Source organism: Photorhabdus sp. S10-54 (assembly GCF_963878145.1).
GTDB classification, from domain to species: domain Bacteria; phylum Pseudomonadota; class Gammaproteobacteria; order Enterobacterales; family Enterobacteriaceae; genus Photorhabdus; species Photorhabdus kayaii.
In genome coordinates this window covers 94,598-114,177 of the sequence record NZ_CAWNXG010000007.1, presented here as the reverse complement: position 1 = coordinate 114,177, position 19,580 = coordinate 94,598, and the positions used below count along the sequence as shown (strand labels likewise).

At 38.3% G+C, this 19,580-nt stretch carries 21 protein-coding genes, 1 tRNA gene and 1 pseudogene; 13 read left to right on the top strand and 10 right to left on the bottom strand.

Translation table 11 applies throughout. The features are described from left to right. Nucleotides 1-175: 175 nt before the first annotated feature. Together AACQ83_RS05820 and AACQ83_RS05815 are read left to right on the top strand one after the other, a co-directional pair. A complete protein-coding gene (locus tag AACQ83_RS05820; RefSeq protein WP_112876836.1) occupies nt 176-847 on the top strand; it encodes a dTMP kinase in 672 nt (223 codons plus the stop codon). Nucleotides 848-1,167: 320 nt separating this feature from the next. Continuing rightward, entirely contained in the window at nt 1,168-2,085 is a 918-nt protein-coding gene (locus AACQ83_RS05815) for an MFS transporter (protein WP_240000708.1), read from the top strand. Between the two features lie 373 nt (nt 2,086-2,458). Here the strand turns inward: AACQ83_RS05815 and AACQ83_RS05810 are convergent, their stop codons facing one another. Beyond that, nucleotides 2,459-3,019 (bottom strand): 2OG-Fe(II) oxygenase family protein, encoded by a 561-nt coding sequence (locus AACQ83_RS05810; RefSeq protein WP_240000707.1) that lies wholly within the window; start codon nt 3,017-3,019, stop codon nt 2,459-2,461. Nucleotides 3,020-3,302: 283 nt separating this feature from the next. On the opposite strand from AACQ83_RS05810, the gene AACQ83_RS05805 reads away from it, so the two are divergent. The 6 genes and pseudogenes from AACQ83_RS05805 (at nt 3,303) to AACQ83_RS05780 (ending at nt 6,556) form a co-directional block, all read left to right on the top strand. Then, a complete protein-coding gene (locus AACQ83_RS05805) occupies nt 3,303-3,482 on the top strand; it encodes a hypothetical protein (protein ID WP_240000706.1) in 180 nt (59 codons plus the stop codon). 684 nt (nt 3,483-4,166) lie between these two features. Then, entirely contained in the window at nt 4,167-4,730 is a 564-nt protein-coding gene (locus AACQ83_RS05800; RefSeq protein ID WP_158537758.1) for a DUF2975 domain-containing protein, read from the top strand. Nucleotides 4,731-4,739: 9 nt separating this feature from the next. Next, nucleotides 4,740-4,946 (top strand): helix-turn-helix domain-containing protein, encoded by a 207-nt coding sequence (locus AACQ83_RS05795; RefSeq protein WP_049583242.1) that lies wholly within the window; start codon nt 4,740-4,742, stop codon nt 4,944-4,946. Between the two features lie 60 nt (nt 4,947-5,006). After that, on the top strand, nt 5,007-5,324 hold the full coding sequence (locus AACQ83_RS05790; protein ID WP_192880992.1) for a hypothetical protein: 318 nt from the start codon (nt 5,007-5,009) through the stop codon (nt 5,322-5,324). Nucleotides 5,325-5,464: 140 nt separating this feature from the next. Then, a pseudogene (locus tag AACQ83_RS05785) lies at nt 5,465-5,758 on the top strand (ABC transporter transmembrane domain-containing protein); the annotation flags it as partial. Then, a complete protein-coding gene (locus tag AACQ83_RS05780) occupies nt 5,735-6,556 on the top strand; it encodes a peptidase domain-containing ABC transporter (protein ID WP_339366761.1) in 822 nt (273 codons plus the stop codon). The pseudogene AACQ83_RS05785 and the gene AACQ83_RS05780, both read left to right, overlap by 24 nt. 191 nt (nt 6,557-6,747) lie before the next feature. Here AACQ83_RS05780 and mltD read toward each other — a convergent pair whose 3' ends face one another. Together mltD and gloB are read right to left on the bottom strand one after the other, a co-directional pair. After that, nucleotides 6,748-8,109: a murein transglycosylase D gene (gene mltD, locus AACQ83_RS05775; protein WP_112876833.1), complete on the bottom strand. Its 1,362-nt coding sequence runs from the start codon at nt 8,107-8,109 to the stop codon at nt 6,748-6,750. A gap of 71 nt (nt 8,110-8,180) precedes the next feature. Continuing rightward, entirely contained in the window at nt 8,181-8,933 is a 753-nt protein-coding gene (gene gloB / locus AACQ83_RS05770; RefSeq protein WP_112876832.1) for a hydroxyacylglutathione hydrolase, read from the bottom strand. Nucleotides 8,934-8,975: 42 nt separating this feature from the next. Between gloB and AACQ83_RS05765 the strand changes: the two genes are divergently transcribed. Further along, complete coding sequence (locus AACQ83_RS05765) at nt 8,976-9,692, top strand: class I SAM-dependent methyltransferase (protein ID WP_112876831.1); 717 nt, start codon at nt 8,976-8,978, stop codon at nt 9,690-9,692. Here the strand turns inward: AACQ83_RS05765 and rnhA are convergent. Beyond that, the gene (gene rnhA / locus AACQ83_RS05760; RefSeq protein WP_112876830.1) at nt 9,689-10,159 is read right to left on the bottom strand and encodes a ribonuclease HI; all 471 of its coding nucleotides are present in this window, start codon (nt 10,157-10,159) and stop codon (nt 9,689-9,691) included. The two genes, AACQ83_RS05765 and rnhA, sit on opposite strands and share 4 nt — an antisense overlap. Before the next feature lie 57 nt (nt 10,160-10,216). Between rnhA and dnaQ the strand changes: the two genes are divergently transcribed. Beyond that, on the top strand, nt 10,217-10,963 hold the full coding sequence (gene dnaQ / locus AACQ83_RS05755) for a DNA polymerase III subunit epsilon (protein WP_112876829.1): 747 nt from the start codon (nt 10,217-10,219) through the stop codon (nt 10,961-10,963). Between the two features lie 129 nt (nt 10,964-11,092). Next, nucleotides 11,093-11,169, top strand: a tRNA-Asp gene (locus AACQ83_RS05750). Nucleotides 11,170-11,284: 115 nt separating this feature from the next. Here AACQ83_RS05750 and AACQ83_RS05745 read toward each other — a convergent pair. From AACQ83_RS05745 to AACQ83_RS05730, 4 genes are all read right to left on the bottom strand, one after another. Continuing rightward, nucleotides 11,285-11,551: a helix-turn-helix domain-containing protein gene (locus tag AACQ83_RS05745; RefSeq protein WP_011145309.1), complete on the bottom strand. Its 267-nt coding sequence runs from the start codon at nt 11,549-11,551 to the stop codon at nt 11,285-11,287. A 606-nt stretch (nt 11,552-12,157) separates the two neighbouring features. Further along, nucleotides 12,158-12,826, bottom strand: coding sequence for a helix-turn-helix transcriptional regulator (locus AACQ83_RS05740; protein WP_112876828.1), 669 nt, complete (start codon nt 12,824-12,826; stop codon nt 12,158-12,160). A gap of 17 nt (nt 12,827-12,843) precedes the next feature. Continuing rightward, the gene (locus AACQ83_RS05735; protein ID WP_112876827.1) at nt 12,844-13,527 is read right to left on the bottom strand and encodes a helix-turn-helix transcriptional regulator; all 684 of its coding nucleotides are present in this window, start codon (nt 13,525-13,527) and stop codon (nt 12,844-12,846) included. A 60-nt stretch (nt 13,528-13,587) separates the two neighbouring features. Next, nucleotides 13,588-14,277, bottom strand: coding sequence for a PAS domain-containing protein (locus tag AACQ83_RS05730; protein WP_112876826.1), 690 nt, complete (start codon nt 14,275-14,277; stop codon nt 13,588-13,590). Nucleotides 14,278-15,110: 833 nt separating this feature from the next. On the opposite strand from AACQ83_RS05730, the gene tkt reads away from it, so the two are divergent. Continuing rightward, nucleotides 15,111-17,105: a transketolase gene (tkt, locus tag AACQ83_RS05725; protein WP_112876825.1), complete on the top strand. Its 1,995-nt coding sequence runs from the start codon at nt 15,111-15,113 to the stop codon at nt 17,103-17,105. Between the two features lie 106 nt (nt 17,106-17,211). On the opposite strand, the gene AACQ83_RS05720 is transcribed toward tkt, so the two are convergent. Next, nucleotides 17,212-17,583, bottom strand: a complete 372-nt coding sequence (locus AACQ83_RS05720) for an antibiotic biosynthesis monooxygenase family protein (protein ID WP_112876824.1) — start codon at nt 17,581-17,583, stop codon at nt 17,212-17,214. Nucleotides 17,584-17,599: 16 nt separating this feature from the next. After that, nucleotides 17,600-18,127, bottom strand: coding sequence for a MarR family winged helix-turn-helix transcriptional regulator (locus tag AACQ83_RS05715; protein WP_158537757.1), 528 nt, complete (start codon nt 18,125-18,127; stop codon nt 17,600-17,602). A gap of 384 nt (nt 18,128-18,511) precedes the next feature. Between AACQ83_RS05715 and epd the strand changes: the two genes are divergently transcribed. Beyond that, on the top strand, nt 18,512-19,531 hold the full coding sequence (gene epd, locus AACQ83_RS05710; protein WP_112876822.1) for an erythrose-4-phosphate dehydrogenase: 1,020 nt from the start codon (nt 18,512-18,514) through the stop codon (nt 19,529-19,531). The last annotated feature ends 49 nt before the right edge of the window (nt 19,532-19,580 follow it).

The following is a 19,580-nucleotide window of genomic DNA, read 5'->3' as shown; positions in this document are numbered from 1 at the left end:
GCGTTGTACGAAGTGGAGCACTATTTTGGAAAGTTATTTAGACCTATTTTTGAAGATATTTATAAAACATATGCTGAGATGCATAAGTTATATCAAAAATATGGATTCAAACCATTTATTATCGGTAGTGGTAGAAATTCACTTGATACTCAGGCGTACTACGGGGAAAAAAGAAATGATTAAACGTGGTTTATTTATAGCTTTTGAAGGGAATGATGGTGCAGGTAAATCAACAATTTCACGCGAAGTTTATGATATTTTATCTCTAGACTATAATAATATTGTTTTTTTAGATAAAAATTATCCTTTACTACCATCTGGGTATAGTATGTACCACATGGGGAAAATACGAGATGTGCTTTGGGATTATGATATTTCAGCTCCATTGGGTGAACTGGGTGACCGGCATTGGATTCTATTGATAGCATCATGGTTTGCTGTTTTGGATAGTTTAATTATTCAACCTTGTTTATTGCAAGGTAAAATTATTATATGTGATAGTTGGTATTATAAATATTTAGCAAGGTTCTTACTTAAATCCACGGAATTAGTAAAATTAAGTCACTCGGTTCTATCTATAAACACAAAGCCAGACATGGTTATATATCTTGATGTTCCTCCAGGTACTGCTGAAAAGAGGAAAAAAATATTAAAGCCTAGTGAATCTGGAAAATTAGAGACAAATGAAAAATATGATTTTATAGAATATCAAAAACACGTTCTTAATCAATACCAGACGTTTTATGATGACACTTGGAAAATTATTGATACTGAAACCTTAACTAAAGATGCAGTCATTAAATTAACAGTGGATATTATTCAAGGGGAAATACTAAGAAAGATGTAATTACTGTAAGTACTATATTTATTAAGTCTATTTTAGTTGGAGAAAAATAATGGATAAAGAATTTCGCAAATTAATATTAGCCTCATCAGGAAATTCTTTTACCTTGTATTTGGAGATGATAATATCATTCACGCTAATCACATATCATTGGAATGGTGGAGCGATATACTCATCTTTATATACAATTTCATATGCTGCATCGTTACTATTTCTAACTCCCTATGTTTCGTCATTTGTAGATGAAAATATAAAACCCAAAAAGTGTATTATTATCATTTCGTTACTTTGCGGTGTTATTACCGCATTTCAATACAACATTGATGACGTTAATATATATATTCTTTATTCTTTATTCTTTTATTAAAAACATTCTTCGTTTATTTCTAGGACCTTCTAATTTTATAATATTAAAGAATATATCAACCAACCAATTTGAAAAAAAATTTAGTTATTGGCAGGTTTTATTTCAAATATATAAAATGGCGGCCCCGTTATTTTTAGGTTTTATTCTTATCTATTATTCAATAAAACAGGCTCTTGTTTTAATATCAATGCTTTATTTTATTTCAGCAGTCTTATATATTTTTGTTTCAGAACCATTGATTAATGTTAACCGCAATAAAAACAAGATATCACTAACTAATTACTTCAATATAATGAAAGACAATAAAATATTGTTTCCATTTATTGTTATTTCCACTTTAACTTGTTTTGGCTATCTATCAGATAGTTTAATAGCGCTTAGCTTTATGGGACAGGGATTAAATGGAAGCCATTATAGTTTTGCTGTGTGCCTTTCAGGTGTTTCAGGTGTTTTAATTGGTTTGGTATTTGGAAAGTATAAGATTAATATATCTTTAAATATTATATTATTTTCATTCTTTTTGTGGGGAACAGGATATCTTTTAATAGGAATAACAAATCAATTTAATGATTTATTTTCTGATAAAATCAATTTATTTTTTATATTTTTAGCAATGGTAATAATAGGAGTAGGATCGTCTATGAATAATATTATTGTTACCATTTATATGCAGAAATTTGCAACTAATGATAACTCGGCTAAAATATTCGGCTTAACGTCAATTTCTGTTGGTCTTTCCATGTTTATTGGCCCTTTGATAGGTTCCACAATATTTTATTTTTCTTCCATAAGCATCGTTTTTTTTACAACATTTATAGGTATTTTTTTAACCATAATTGTGGTTATTTTAATAAATCGTAAATCTACGTCATGATACGGTTTTATCCTTTTACTATCGTGGTAACCCAGTGAATAAAAAACAAAATTCTAGAAAGTTTAATTCCGGCAATAGCAATTATTATTAAATTATTTCGAGTAAATGTAGGTCCTCAAACCCCATGTAACCCCATTGACCTCTTCTTTTTCGGCAAGATTGTTTTTATAGCAGTCACACGATATTTCAGATTGAATACCATTATTGTTGGAAGACAGCTTGACTATCAGAAATCCATTCTCATATGTCTGACGATTTGGTGAGTCTGAGAGGGATCGAGGTTCATATGTCGATTTAACCTGACAGATACCGATATAAAGGTATCTGTCAACTAAATCTGTGTTATGACCTCGATTTATTATGCAGAAAATATCTACAAAGCGTCATTATCATCATCGTATGTCCGATTCATTTCTTGGATAGTAAATTCTTTGACGGATTGAACTTTGATTGGGCCGTTGGGACCATATTTGTAGATATTTCCAGCTAGATTGCTGACTAAATACATGACATACGACATTCTATCGCGCTGCCGATTGCGTTCTGTACGAACAACGCCATGCACGTTAGCTCGAACATTCGGCATTAAATTTTCAGTCAGCACTTCTAGCGAACTACCGAAGTTAATGATCAGGTGTCCCGGAACAGGATCAATAGCCAAAAGCTCATCATTTATATAAGCCAATAGACCACGTTCAGTTGATCTTAGGACAGTTACCCATCCTGAATCCCGATGAAATTTAGAACCTCGGGTGGCTTTTTCTGATCGGAAGTGGTTAAACGATAACACTTGGTTCTCTAGCCCTTCGGAAATACCATTGGTGACGAGTTCCCAATCACGACGAGGAATACCAACATAAGTTAACACAGAGCGTAGTATACATATGCCGACGTGTGTCATATGGTGACCTAGTGTCGCGACCTCTGACGGCATAAGGTTCCAGTGTTTCCGTTCGAGGCGGAAATGTTCCCATTGATCATGTTCTCTGTCGAAATAACCTTCGTAACCATTGGAAAAAGTGCATGATTTGAATCCCGTATAGGGTCGAAGGTCACCTTCTGCGGCGGGTTCAAAGAAGTGGTGTGCAAATCGATCACCGTGTTCAAAATCCATATATGGTGGTGCTTTCAGGAGGAAAAAACCATCCCTGAGTGCTCGGTCAAAACCGTCGGTGTCAGTAAAAATAAGATTATCTCCCTCTAGATAGGAGTGCGCCATGTCTGCTGATTTATATGTTTTTGAGACTTCACTTTCTGATGGCATTGGTGGTAGTTTGACTGGGGTTCGCATTGTTGATGAGGTTTTCATAGTCGTAGTCCTTAGGTATAGTGATAGAGTTTTTATTTTATTCGTGAATATCTTTGATTTTTGGATGAAATTTGCTAGCCATTTATAATATTATACAATTTTCTATTCTTATCAGTTCGCAATAAAAGAAGTTTGGAAATTGAACCCGATAAGTTGTATTCAACATAATGTATCTTCATCTTGTTTATTATTATAGTGTATTAATTCGTTTTTTCGTTGTGTTTATGTCTAAGCAATTGTATTTTTTATAAATTTATAAATGGAATCATTTGTATTTTTACAATTGTTATTAATTTTATTGTAATTATCTATGTTGGGTAAAGTATATGAAATTAATCTGATGGTAATTTATAACAAAGAGTTTATATAACTGCTGTTTGTATCTGAAATTATGTTTTTCCTGCGTAATTAAGTATTAAAATCATCTTTTTCTTTATGACAGATATATTTATTGTTTTAGAGTTTATCCTTATGGGAGTTTATTCCAGACAATGAATCCATATACCGGGTGAAATATATTTTTTTATTTTTATATCATGGAGTCATCCTATTAATAAAGGTTTTTGAATGTAAAAATTATCTTTGCTTATAGGAAAAAATGTTCATCTACCTTATCTGTTCATTTTTCTTTTTAAAAAGATGCTTGAAAAACAATTTGTTACCTAATTATTCTAATCCAAGGCATAAAATTATTATCGTTTTGCGATAAGGAAGTATTGTTTTGCGGTAATTTTTGGCTATAGTGTGATCATGCTTGATGATGGGGGTTAGTATGACAGACTCTTCAAAATTGGATCGAATGGCTAATCTTAGCTTAGTCATGTCTAAATTTTCTCTGTTAGTCATCACGGTGACTATTATAATTAACATTTTTAGTTGGTTGAAACCAGAATTGATCCTGGAGAAGTACGGGCTTGGGTTTTCTCTCACGGAGAGAATATTACCTAATTTTGATATATATTCTTTCAGTTGGTGGCAGCTTACCGGTGGAATTCTCATAACAAGTACCCCGTTGTCATCATTAATATTTAGTTTGTGGGCTTTACATCAACTGTTTAGAAATTATAGCCAAAGGGATTACTTTTCAAAGAAAACAGCAAGGTATTTAGGATTTGCTGGTTGGGGAGTGATTGGTTGGAGTATGTTAGATATTCTATGTGAGCCTTTGCTAACTTTATGGCTAACGATGAATGAGTCACAGGGGGGGCATTTTATATCAATAAGTTTGACTACCGGCCATTTTGTCGCTTTTTTTATGTCGGCTTGCTTGGCCATAATTTCTCGTATTCTTTATCAAGCCTGTGATATATACGCTGAAAATCAGAGTATTATATAGGGGTACACTGTGTCAATTCATATGACTCTAGATGTAATGATGGCAAAGAGGAAGGTTAAATCTAAAGATCTCGCGTTATTAATAGGAATTACCGAGCAGAATCTGTCTTTATTAAAGAAAGGAAAGATTAAGGGAATTAGATTTTCCACTTTAAATGCTATATGTCAATATTTGGAGTGTCAACCTGGAGATATACTGGAGTTTAAAGAAGATTAGTTGGTTAGTGTTAGTTAGTATTGTTAATTGTTATGTCAATTTAGTAAATAAGGAAAAGAGATGAAATTTCTATCATATGCTTTATTGCTTGGTTTGGCTTATATCCCGTTTTCTTTTGCAGAAACATCAGTAAATGATGTTAATAATGAAATTCATACCAATGAAAAAGGTGCCTTGAGTAAATGTACGGATTTACTTCCCAAAGGGCATTCATACACAATTAGTGTTGTTGGAAAGTCAGATAAGAAAACGGCGAATGTAGATGGAAAATTTAAAGGAAGGTTTGATGTTTCCGATGAAACAAAAAAACCTTTAGATAAAAAAAGAAGTGAAGAGGTAAAACCTTTTATTCAATGTGTAAAAGATACTGTACTGTGATCTAAGATTTGTTTAATAATAAAGTGCCTGGGGTATTATCAGAGTTTTTGCTGAGGCTTGTTGTTTGAATCCTCAGGCACAGTTAGTTTAAGATATTTTTCCCGTGATATCTTCCTCTATATGAATATTATCAACAGGCTTCCCATGAACAAATTGTAAAAAATGCTCGGTCAAATTCTCATTTAATGGAGACATTATATGGGATTACTACATTGAAAGTATTAGGTCTTATCAGACATCGTTCACAACAATGGTTAAATCTCAATATAGAAGCAAGCAACTCTCAAATTCGTCTTAATAAGTTTGATATGATTTTTGCTGAAGTCAATGCGTTAATCGTTACTTTAGAACAAATTACTGTTCTTGGATTGGCGACTAATCAAGTGATTAATGAGAGTATGACCGTAGGAATGTTTGTCGCATTTAATGCATATCGGGGGTTATTTGCAGATAGGACAGCTAATCTAATTAACATTGCTTTGCAATTCAGAATGTTGTCGTTACATAATGAGCGTATTTCCGATATTGCTTTATCTAAAACAGAAGAGCAAAAAGAATCACGTCGTATTGTGGCACCAGAAAAGGCATCATCTTTGGAGGTCAAGAATTTAACTTTTCGATATGATGAATATGGTAAGCCAATTATTAATAATCTCAATCTTTGTTTCGAACCTGGTGAGAGTGTTGCTATTGTTGGTCCTTCTGGCATTGGCAAAACGACATTGATGAAATTAATGGCAGGATTAATAGAACCCGCTCACGGTGAGATTCTTTTTAATAATATCAATATCATGGATATTGGGTTAAATAATTATCGTAAGCATATTGCCTGTGTTTTACAGGAAGATAAACTTTTTTCTGGTAGTATTTCCGAAAATATTTCTGGTTTCGATGATAATAAAGACGAAACATGGGTTGAGAAATGTGCCATATTGAGCAATATCCATCAAGATATTCTTAAATTACCTATGAAGTATGAAACAATGTTAAGTGAGTTAGGTGGGAGTTTGTCCGGTGGACAGAAACAGCGTTTATTGATTGCCAGGGCCCTTTATCGTCGCCCAAATATTTTATTTATGGATGAAGCGACTAGTCACTTAGATATTGATAATGAAGCTTCTATTAATGCTGCGATTTCAGCTTTATCGATAACTCGGATAATTATTGCACACCGTCCGTCGACCATTGCCTGTGCAGATCGGGTGATAACTTTGTCTAATGTGGAATCATAATATTGAGTAATAGTATGTTTAACATTCAGATATTAATCATGAGGCTTTTATGAATATTGCAATCTCAGCTTTATTCTACTGGATATAAATAAAATGGCCCCAGAAGAGGGCCATCTATTATTTTCATCCTTAAACCACCTCTTGGGGAGGTGGTGGTTATTTCAACAGTAAAATACCACCTGGAAAAGATTTTAAGCTTCATCATAATATTCATTGATGTAAAGCGTTAACTCAATTCCTGGCTTGAACTCTGTTGTTTTTATGCCATTGTTCCAGTTCATTAAATCCTTAATGTTGATACCGTGACGTTTAGCAATACTCGCAATTGAGTCGCCTTGGCGGACTCGGTAAATAATGGCATTGTCGTTATTTACCCTTAATACTTGCCCAATTTTTAATAATCTGGCGGTTCTTAGATTATTCATGCGCTGTAATTCACGGGTGGAAACATTAAACCGCTTTGCAATATCGGATAATGTATCACCTGAACGAACTTTATATTGGTTTTGTTTGCTCAATCGGCGGTTGTTTTTAGCAACTTCCTGACGAATATTGCTTAGAATTGTTTTATTTGCCAGCGAGTTTTTAAACTGATCAACTTTCGCCTTTGGCAGCATAATGTAATGTGGACCGTTAGGCGATGTCACTCCTCGCTTATAGCCAGGGTTATAGGCTTTAATCGATGTCAGGGACATGCCAGCCAGTTCTGCGGCTTGAGACAGCGTGATTTGTTGACCGACATCAACCTGATCAAGCGCCCGCTGATTATTGGATTTTGGCAGCGTAATGCCATATTTATCACTGTTACGGATGACATCACTGAGTGCCAGAACTTTAGGTACATAGAGCGAGGTCTCCCTTGGTAGTGATAATGACCAAAAATCCGTTGGCTTGCCTTTTACTTGGTTTTCTTTTATTGCGCGCATAACACGGCCTTCGCCGCTGTTGTAAGCAGCAATAGCCAATAGCCAATCACCATTGAACATTTTATTCAGGCGTTGTAACAAATTCAGGGCGGCAGTTGTTGATGCGGCAACGTCTCGACGTGCGTCGTACCATTTATCCTGAGTAAGACCGTAATTGCGACCCGTATCCGGGATAATCTGCCACAGACCAGCGGCCTTAGCGCGTGAGGTAGCATGCGGGTTAAAAGCACTCTCCACTATGGGTACTAATACCAGTTCCATCGGCATATCGCGTTGCTTGATCTGCCTGACTATCCAGTACATATACGGTTCAGCCCGTAAAGTTACATCGTGGAGATAGCTCTTGTTTTTCAGGTAATAATTTCGTTGTTCACGTACCCTGTAGTTATCAGGGATCTTCATCTTCAACTCATCACGGATATATCCCCACAGCTCACGCTGAGCGCCAGAATCATCCTCTCCCCAGTAGGCAGCACGCTGATTGGTATCATCAGTTGCTATCTTGCCTGTCTTTAGACTCGTTGAAGACGAATTCTGTGCCCGTTGTCCGGCTGTCGTCGACCAATCAGGCCCTGATTGACAGCCAACCAGCAAGACAGATGCGAACAGAATCGCTTTTGTCTTCATAATTAATTTTTATGGTCGCTTAAAAGACGACCAATAATACTTATCTTGGTTTGATATAGCAACTCTCTAAATCAAAATTGATCTTTTTGTCTTCTTAGTTGACGGAAAACGGCGGAAAGCGGTTGAGAGTTGGGTGTAATTCCAATATTTCTTTGTAAATCAATATCATCACATTTTAAGAAAATATTGATTTTTTTCTCAGTTTGTAGTGTGGTTGGTGTTGTTGGTTGATTATTTTCCCTCATTCTGATTACTTTTTGCTGGTATTCGCTAATAGTCTGATTGGGTAAAACAGTATAAGCAAATTTCATATTAGAAACGGTATATTCATGGGCGCAACAGATCAGTGTATCATCGGGCAGCTCAGCGATTTTTCCGATAGATGTATACATCTGCTCAGCGGTGCCTTCAAAGAGACGTCCACAACCACCAGAGAACAAGGTATCCCCACAAAAGAGATAAGGCGCTTGATAAAAAGCAATGTGCCCCAGAGTATGGCCTGGAACATCGATGATCTGGAAAGAAAAGTGACCGAAATTGATGCTATCACCGCCACATACTATTATGGTGGCGCCTTTGTTCTGGGTTTCTGCTGGGCCGTATACTAGTAGCTCAGGGAATTGATCAATAATTCCAGGGACGCCACCGACATGATCGTGATGATGATGGGTAAGTAAAATTGCATCGGGTATCCAGCCGCGAGATTCCAAGGTATCAAGAACAGGTTGTGACTCTGCCGGATCAACGATTACAACATGTCTATTTTCATCACAAAGTAACCAAATGTAATTATCTGAAAGGGCCGGAATGCTGATAAGCTCCATTGTATACCTCTTATTAACAGCGGGTTATAAGGAAAAGAAGCCATGAAATCTGCACATACAATACAGAATATAAATCCCCCGGCTTCTTGGGTTGATTTACCTTGGGGGGAGTATTACCGTGCCGCTTTGGAGCGCCAATTACAACCCTGGTGGCCGAAAATATTTGGTTTCCATCTGTTGAAAGTCGGTAATTTGAGTGCTGAAATTGACAGTAATGTTTGTCCGATTTTTAATCAGATTAATGTAGGTAAGGAAGGCAAGAATATGCAGGTGATTAGCGATCCTTACCATCTGCCGTTTGAAGAAAAATCTGTTGATGCTTGCTTACTGAGTCATATGCTGGCTTACAGCGCTGATCCCCATCGTCTTTTACGGGAAGTTGACCGGGTGATGATTGATGATGGCTGGCTCATTATCAGTGGTTTTAATTCATTGAGTTTGCTTGGTTTGGGGAAATTAGTTCCGGGATTATGGCGTCATCAACCCTATTGCAGCCGGATGTTTTCCATGATGCGCCAACTTGATTGGTTGAGCTTGCTTAATTATGAAGTGGTATATCGTGACAGCTTTCAAGTATTGCCCTGGCGAAATGAAACAGGTTTTTCTAATCGGCACTTGTCTGTATTAGGCTGTGTCAGTCTGATTATTGCCCGCAAGCGCACACTGCCATTAACACTAAGTCAGAGAAAAGTGACGCGATTAAAACCTAAATTGGGCAATGCCGTTGGCGTAACAAAATGTTACCGAAAGCGTAATTAATCTCTATTTTCGAGATATCCCGTGTCGGTTTCTGTTGGTGAGTTTGCTGCGGCACGGGCCAGTTCATCACAACGCTCATTTTCATCATGTCCGGCGTGGCCTTTGACCCATTGCCAATCAATGTCATGGCGGCTAATGGCTTGATCGAGACGCTGCCATAAATCGACATTGCTGACAGGAGATTTATCTGCTTTACGCCAGCCGCGTTTTTTCCAGTTATGGATCCATTGTGTAATGCCTTGACGCACATATTGGCTGTCGGTGGTTAAGACAATTTTGCAAGGGCGAGTCAGCGTTTCCAGGCCAATAATTGCCGCCATGAGCTCCATTCTGTTGTTTGTTGTACGATAAAAACCTCCGCTAAGGTTTTTTTCGTGTTGTTGATAACGTAATAACACACCGTAGCCTCCAGGCCCCGGATTGCCGAGACAAGATCCATCGGTGAAAATTTCTACCTGTTTGCTCATATCTGGTAGACTCTTCTTATTCAATTCAAAACCCTAAGTCTGACACAAAAAGGCATTATGAGCACTGTAATTACACGACAAGTTGTCCTTGATACCGAAACGACTGGTATGAATAAATTAGGTGTTCACTATGAAGGACACAAAATTATTGAAATTGGGGCCGTGGAGCTTGTTAACCGTCGTTTAACGGGTCGCCATTTTCATGTCTACATTCGACCGGATAGATTGGTCGATCCTGAAGCATTTGAAGTGCATGGGATCAGTGATGAATTTTTGCAGGATAAGCCGCTGTTTGCTGACATTGTAGATGAGTTTATTGAATTTATTCGCGGCGCTGAATTGATTATCCATAATGCTCCCTTCGATATCGGCTTTATCGATTATGAGTTTGGCAAGCTGAATCGTGATATTCCGCCAACTGCGGATTTCTGCAAGATTACTGATAGCTTACAACTTGCAAGAGGGTTATTTCCGGGGAAAAGAAATAACCTTAATGCGTTATGTGATCGTTATGATATAGACAATTCTAAACGAACCTTACATGGGGCGTTACTCGATGCTGAGATATTGTCTGATGTCTATTTGATAATGACAGGCGGGCAGACTTCTCTTGCCTTTTCAATGGAAGGGGAGGTTGCTGGCGGTGAGAATGTTTCTGAAATACAGCGTATTACCCGGTCTCAAACGGCATTAAAAGTTATTTATGCAACGGATGAAGAGCTTGCGGCACATGAATCCAGGTTGGATTTAGTGGAGAAGAAAGGCGGGAGCTGTTTATGGCGTATGAATTCTGGACAAAGCTAATATAAAATTGCAGATAAATTACCTTTTTGGGTGAAAATTTGATCAGGTGCGCCACTTTGTTATAAAAAATATTGACGGAATGATCTTGTATTCGTAATATTCACTTCGTTCTCAACCAGAACACTGCGCGGTGCGGTAGTTCAGTCGGTTAGAATACCGGCCTGTCACGCCGGGGGTCGCGGGTTCGAGTCCCGTCCGCACCGCCAAAGATTCCGAAGCCCTGGGTAGTTGCCCGGGGCTTTTTCATTTGTACTTATATCATTCAGTAATCTCTCGATAATAGACAATGATGAAATTGCATTGAAATAAGACATAGAGACGCTACCAGCTTTCTATAGTGCTTGTTTCTGCAATTCTTATTAGGAATTTATTTTCTTTACCAGGTTTATAGCGTGATGGCCAAATATCCGATGGATGTAAACCCAATTCAGTGGCAATTAATGCTTCTCCCTTTGGCCACGGGCGATGTAATGCATTACTCAATGTCGATGATGCTAATCCGGCTTTTCGGGAAACGGCTGAAAGATTTGTTCCTTGTTTTCTCAGTGCTGCAATAATATCTGCCGGATGCCAGTCTTGAATATCCATGAATAATCTCCAAATTTTAATTGTGAGAAAAACATTGATAATAGATAAATTATCAATGTCTTGCTGTTTGGTAGTAATTAGGTGCAGATTATCAATGAAGATTAATTGAATTGGCTATCGGAGATAATACTGAATAATGGTATCGATTGTTTTATAGCAAAATATGACCTATATATTGAAGGTGTTTTTTCTGGATGTAAAGAGTATTATTATTTTCTTTGAAAAATATTATTGGTTTAATAACTTAAATAACTAATAATTTCTGACGAGTATTTTCACTCTGTTTTTCATACAATTTATTAATGATTTTGTATTCACATAATAAATGCAGTGAAATTGCTTATTTTTTGTAAGCCACGACCCGAAATTCTATTCCATATATCATCTGGTTGAGTCGTGGTAATAATCAAATTTCTTATATATTTATAGTTGGCTTTTATACCCGTCATCTTTCAAGTTGCCTCTTTGTTGGCTGCACTCACTCACCCCGGTCACATAGTTATCTATGCTCCCGGGGATTCTCTCCCTTGCTGCCGCGATGCATCTTGAAATCCATAGGGTATATAATATTGTTGCCTTATAATAACTTGAATATAAAGATGATGTTTATGAGTAAGGGAATAAAAATCTCTCTGGTATATAAAGGTTAAAATTATTCATACGGCAGTACTCCTCAAATTGAGAATCAGAGTTAATTTTTAGTTTTTGATATGTTTTTTCTATCTGGTCTTTTACTGATTGATAAGGAATATTGAGTCTCTCACTGATTTCCCTTTTGCTGTGTTTTGCCAGAAATAGAAAAATAATTTCCCATTCTTGTTGAGAAAATTGTTCTGAGGGAGAACAAAACATAATGGAAGGCGGTAGTTTCCCATTGAAAAATTCTTTTAAAGCAAGCGCTTCCGCTTTCCGTCCATGAAAAATAATGCCAATACATTCATTATCTTCATTATAAAATGGGAATTTCTCGAAAAAATAGGAAGAAAGATGTTTTTCTTTGCCAAACCTATGAGTCTCTAATGAGGATATACTTTTTTCCAAACGCATGACAGTTCTGTCATGTCGTTGAAATTGCTCTTCAAAGATTGCTCCTGCCCAAGGTAATTCACAATCAAAACGCCCTTCGACGTTTAAATTAAGTGGGATATCTTGTAGCATAGCCATTGCTTTATTTTCATAAATAAAGCAAGTGCTTTTATCTTTAATTCCCCAAGGGTCATGGCTATTTTTTATGGTGTTTATTATTTGTGCTGATATGTTATTTGCTGTTTTCATCTGTTTTATTTACCACATTATATAAACATTTTACTTCCCGGTTTTAAAAATCTCTCAGGAACATAGAGATCAAAATCATTAAGGCGGCAGTATTCATCCAACTGTTGACCAGAGTTAATACCAATTTTCTTGTATATCCGTAACATATGCGTTTCTACCGTGCGATAAGAGATATTCAGTATTCGCCCGATTTGTTTACTGGTATATCTCTGTAGAAATAGAAAAATGACATCCCATTCCCGTTGAGTAAATAGCTCAGAAGGTGGCTGGAACATGATAGAAGCGGGAAGTTTACCATGAAAAAAGCGTGTCAGAGAAAAGGCTTCGGCTTTCCAGGCATGAAAAATAACGCCGACACATTGATTATCCCCATTATAAAAGGGAAATTTTTCAAAGAAATAGGAGGAAAGTAGTTTTTCTTTACCATATAAATGGGTTTCTAATGAACAGATTCTTTGTTCTGCTTGCATTACTGCTCTGTCATGGATCTGAAATTGTTCTGCAAAAGCGGCTCCTTCCCAAGGTAGATCATTGTCTAGACGTCCTTCTACATTAAAACCACGGGGAAGATCGCGCAACATAGCCATTGCCTTGTTTTCATAAACAAAACGGGAGTTTTGATCTTTTATGCCCCAGGGTTCATGACTGGTTTCCATTAGATTAATAATTTGAGGCGATACGGTTAATTTTTTATAGCTCACAACATAATTCCTATCATTATTAGAAAAATATCTGGGTTTTAGATTTGAATTAATAGAAACTTACAACTCTTGGCTGCCAATAGTAACGAATCTTTCTGGAATATATAGGTCAAACTTATTTGCTTTGCAGAAATCTTCTAATTTTATATGCAGCGGTAGATTAAATTTTTGATAAATTGACTGAATATGATGAATGGTATCTTCTGTGCTTATCATTAATTCTTCGCTGATACTCTCTTCGTCCGGTGTGCGAAGGGCCAGAAAAAGAACTTCCCATTCAGTTTGGGTTAGTATGTCGTTAGGCGGTGTAAATTCTAAAGCCGCTGGAGATGATTTTTCATGATAGTAAGCAGTAGAAAAGTTTTGGGCTTTGGACATGTGAAACGTGATGCCGATGCAGTTCCCATTTTCATCACAAAGTGGGTATTTATTACAGAGATAGGTTTGTTTGACTTTATTTCCTCCAAAAAGGTGAGTCTCAAGTGAAGTGACTGTTTTCATGGTTTGCATCACTTTTTGATCCTGACGACAATATTCTTCTGTATATTCTGCAATAGGTGAAGGTAATTCGTCCGTTGCAAGCCCTGCAATATCGAAATCTTCAGGCAAATTGAGCAGTTGGTAAAAAGCAGGATTTGCGTATATAAATTTTGATTGGCGATCTTTAGCGCCCCACGGCTCATTACTTTTTTCCCACATGTAAATTAATTGCGGAGTGATATTATTTGGTCTGTTTTTGATATTTGACATGGAAGTGCCCTAGCTGTTAATTAAGTAATCATCTGTATGTCTATTTTATGTGTTCTATTTAAAATAACCTGATTGTATAATGGATTGCAATAATTAATTCGCAAAAAAATAATATTTTTTTATTTTATCTATATCTGTTAATTAAATTACTTATTATTTTAGGTAAAAATGTTATCATATAAAAAAATATAACTATAAGTATTATTTTATTTTAAATTGTTTATTTGTTTATTTGTTTATTTGTTTATTTGTTTATTTGTTTATTTGTTTATTTGTTTATTTGTTTATTTGTTTATTGATATTATAATAATATTGATTTTTGATTGGTGTTTTTTTTTACGTATTCACTATTGATAAATTAAATTATTAAGAGAACATTGCCCTATAATTCGGAACAATATAAAAAATCAATTTAGTTGCTGAAAATTGCCATAAATCAAGAATGTGTCGCCTCTTAATTGGTTATTTTATCTCTTGATTTGCAACTAATAGCTGTGTTTAATTAATTTACTCCTTTATATGCACAATGAGTTTGTTTATACCCGTTATCTTTCAAGTTGCCTCTTTGTTGGCTGCGCTCGCTCACCCCGGTCACATAGTTCTCTATGCTCCCGGGGATTCACTCCCTTGCCGTCGCGATGCATCTTGAAATCCATAGGGTATATTACTCTGATGATGCTGAAATTCATTGTAGAACAGTAAGGCAAATCAAAGAATTGTCGTTCAGATGAAATTAAGATAGTTTCCTGATATTTGGCTTTAAAGATTGCGGTTTGCGCACTGTGCTGAGAAAATTATTCCCCTAAACGTTTTTATCCCACTTGGAGTAGAAAATGACCACTCGTAAAACCCTTGCTAATGCTATTCGCTTCCTGAGCATGGATGCTGTGCAGAAAGCAAAATCAGGGCACCCTGGTGCGCCTATGGGAATGGCTGATATCGCTGAAGTTTTATGGCGTGATTATTTGAATCATAACCCAACTGATCCACATTGGGTCGATCGTGATCGTTTTGTATTGTCTAACGGTCATGGTTCTATGCTGATTTATAGCCTGTTGCATCTCACCGGTTATGGTGTTTCAGTTGATGATCTGAAAAATTTCCGTCAGTTACACTCTAAAACCCCAGGCCATCCTGAGTATGGCTATACTCCAGGCGTAGAAACTACGACAGGTCCTTTAGGGCAGGGGATTGCCAACGCAGTAGGTTTTGCGATTGCTGAACGCACTCTGGCCGCGCAATTTAACCGTCCTGGTCATGAGATCGTTGACCATAATACTTATGTCTTTATGGGTGATGGCTGCATGATGGAGGGCATTTCTCATGAAGTTTGTTCTCTGGCAGGAACATTAAAGCTAGGCAAGTTGGTTGCTTTCTATGATGACAATGGCATTTCCATTGATGGTCATGTTGAAGGCTGGTTTACGGATGATACGGCAAGCCGTTTTGAGGCTTATGGTTGGCATGTGATTCGCGGTGTTGATGGTCATAATGCAGATTCAGTTAACGCTGCTATCGAAGAAGCACGTAAAGTTGCTGATAAACCTTCTCTGCTAATGTGCAAAACGATTATCGGTTTTGGTGCGCCAACCAAAGCGGGGACCCATGATTCTCATGGCGCGCCATTGGGTGATGCGGAAATTGCTGCGACTCGTGAAGCACTAGGTTGGAATTATCCGGCATTTGAAGTTCCAGCGGAAATCTATTCTGAGTGGGATGCAAAAGAAGCTGGCAATGCGAAACAAGCCGCTTGGAATGAAAAATTCTCTGCCTATGAAAAAGCGTATCCTGAATTAGCCGCTGAATTCAAACGTCGTACCGGTGGCGAATTACCGGCAAACTGGGAAGCTGAATCAAAAGCATTTATCGAACAGTTGCAAGAAAATCCGGCCAATATTGCCAGCCGTAAAGCCTCTCAGAATGCCTTGGAAGCTTTTGGTAAGGTGTTGCCTGAATTTATGGGGGGATCTGCTGATTTGGCGCCAAGTAACCTCACGATGTGGTCAGGTTCTAAGCCGTTGAACGAAGATCAGGCAGGTAACTACATCCATTATGGCGTTCGTGAATTTGGCATGTCAGCCATTATGAACGGTATCGCTCTGCATGGTGGTTTTGTGCCTTATGGTGCAACCTTCTTGATGTTCGTTGAATATGCCCGTAACGCAGTGCGTATGGCGGCATTGATGAAAATTCGCAGCATCTTTGTTTATACCCATGATTCAATTGGTTTGGGTGAAGATGGTCCGACTCACCAGCCAGTAGAACAGCTTGCCAGTTTGCGTGTGACGCCAAATTTGAGCACATGGCGCCCATGTGATCAGGTTGAATCTGCGGTGGCGTGGAAATACGCTATTGATCGTAAAGCTGGCCCATCAGCGCTTATTTTCTCTCGTCAGAATCTGGCACAGCAAGAACGTACTGCTGAACAGTTGGCTAATATCGAGAAAGGGGCTTACATCCTGAAAGATTGCCAGGGGCAGCCAGAACTGATTTTGATCGCAACGGGTTCAGAAATTGAATTGGCGGTGGAGGCTTATAATCAATTGATTGAGGAAGGTCGTCAGGTGCGCGTAGTCTCCATGCCGTCTACCGACGCTTTTGATAAGCAAGATGTTGCATACCGAGAAGCGGTTCTGCCTGCTGCGGTTTCTGCACGTGTTGCAATCGAAGCGGGTATCGCCGATTACTGGTTTAAATATGTCGGTATGAATGGCGCTATCGTTGGTATGAATACATTTGGTGAATCAGCACCTGCTGATCAACTGTTTAAAACGTTTGGTTTCACTGTAGAGAATGTAGTCGCTAAGGCTAAAGCTCTGCTGAAATAATGAGTAAATTCATGAATGAGCGCACCTGAGGTAAATGTTGAGCGGGTGCGCTCTTTTTCTGTACGATGCCGTTATTGAAGATGGATTTGTGACGGTTTTCCTCGGCTTATGCCACGCAAATTCCAGGGACGGCTACTTTTTGGAATACGTGAGGCGAACCGACAATCCCATCAGGATACTTGGCGAGTTTCTCCTTGAATTCAGGGTCCGTGAACGCGGCGCGGAAACGCTCCAGACTCTCCCAAATGGCGTAGTTCATGAATGTGCCACTGCCAGCGATTCCGCGATGTAATTGTGCGGAAATCAGTCCTACCTTAGACCGGAAATATTCTGCATCTTCCCGCCAGGTTTCTATTAGGGTGTCAGCCATTGAGGGATCGACATGAAATATGTTCACCAGCACGATGGAGCCATCGGTGTTCGAAAATAACTGTTCCCGCAGGGTTACGTGGGTGTCCATTTCTTCTAGCTTGACCATTTTTATCTCCTGAAAATTATGTGTTTATATTTATGTTTGTATTGCTATCTGTGGTGCTATCTGTAGTGCTATCTATAGTGCTATTTGGCACCGGTGACTCTTCCAGCTTCGTCTCCAAGCTAATCAATGTGTTTAATGTCACTTTTAGCTCGTTAGGATCAGAGGATTGCACCAGTGATCCGACCCATTCAGCTTCCAGCGATATCGCCGCATCAAAAGTACGCCAACCCAGCTCGGTCAGTTGATAGAGTGGTGAGCGTTCATGCCGAGGATTAGTGATGGCTTTCACCATTCCTGAATTCAGCCCGAGATTCAACTGCTTTTGCACTCCTTGGCGTGTGATACCCATTGCGGCGGCAATCTGAGGCGCGGTAAGTGGATGTGGTACGTGCGCAATCGCGCCAAGTACTTGCCATCTCGCACTCGTGATTCCCAACGGGGCAACGAGCTGATCCCCTTTAGAGAGCAGTAGGGCGTTGAGCCGAAATACCGCCAATGTGATCTCAGTGAATACCTCAAACGCTGAAGTTTTCTCGGTTGACACGATTTACTTCCTTTTCCTTAAATACATCAAAAAACGACAACCAGTTTCCACTTATTGAGATTAGATGTCAATATTTCAACAAGTGATATTGATGATCAATGTCGCAGTTGTGAGTAAATAACTGTGGGATTGTTTCTTTCTGCTTAAAGTTCGATATTTTCACTTCGTAGGTTGATCACTTTTTACTATTACTATTCGATTATTATTGCTATCAATTTCCTTTTCCCGTAACCTCATTATTTATAGCTGAATCGTTTCATTTTGTTATCTGAAGCGGTTTTTTGTGCTTGGTTTTAATAATTTTGTGATAAACAATCAGTACATGAGTGATTGAGTCGGTTATTCTAAGCGGTTGCGTAGTAATAACTATATTCAGGGAGTAACATGACAATTAAGGTAGCAATAAACGGTTTCGGCAGAATAGGGCGTAGTATTTTACGTGCTCTTTATGAGTCTGGACGTCGAGCTGAAATTGCGGTTATTGCTGTTAATGAGCTGGCAGATGCCGAAGGAATTGCTCACTTGCTGAAATATGACTCTAGTCACGGCCGTTTTGCTTGGGATGTGCGTCTGAATAATGATGTGTTGCAGGTTGGTGATGATAATATTCGCTTGTTTCATCAACCTGATATATCGATGTTGCCTTGGCAAGAACTGGGGATTGATATTGTTCTTGATTGCAGTGGGATTTATGGCAGCAGAGCTGATGGCGAGGCACATCTTGCCAGTGGCGCCAAAAAAGTGCTGTTTGCTCATCCGGGGGGTAATGATTTAGATGCGACTGTGGTTTATGGTGTGAATCAGCACTTACTGACAGCAGAGGATTGCATTGTGTCCAATGCTTCCTGTACCACTAATTGCATTATTCCCATCATTAAATTATTGGATGATGAATTTGAGATTGAATCGGGTACAGTGACAACCATTCATGCCTCAATGAATGACCAACCGGTGATTGATGCTTATCACAAAGATTTACGGCGTACTCGGGCTGCTAGTCAGTCTATCATTCCGGTGGATACTAAGCTGGCCGCAGGGATAACCCGGATTTTTCCAAAGTTCTGTGACCGTTTTGAAGCTATCTCCGTGCGTGTACCAACGATTAACGTTACAGCTATCGATTTGAGTGTTACGGTAAAATCTTCAGTAACTGTTAAGAAAATCAACGAATTAATGCAAAAATCAGCAGCTACTTCATTTCGTGGTATAGTTGACTATACCGAATTGCCGTTAGTCTCAACGGATTTTAACCACGATCCCCACAGCGCGATTGTTGATGGCACACAAACGCGAGTCAGTGGGCAACATCTGATTAAGACATTAGTCTGGTGTGATAATGAGTGGGGATTTGCTAACCGAATGTTGGATACAACGTTAGCAATGGCTGCTATGGGTTTCAAATGATCTGTTGTTGATCGACGGTCCATAATAGATCCGCACACGGCTCAAGATT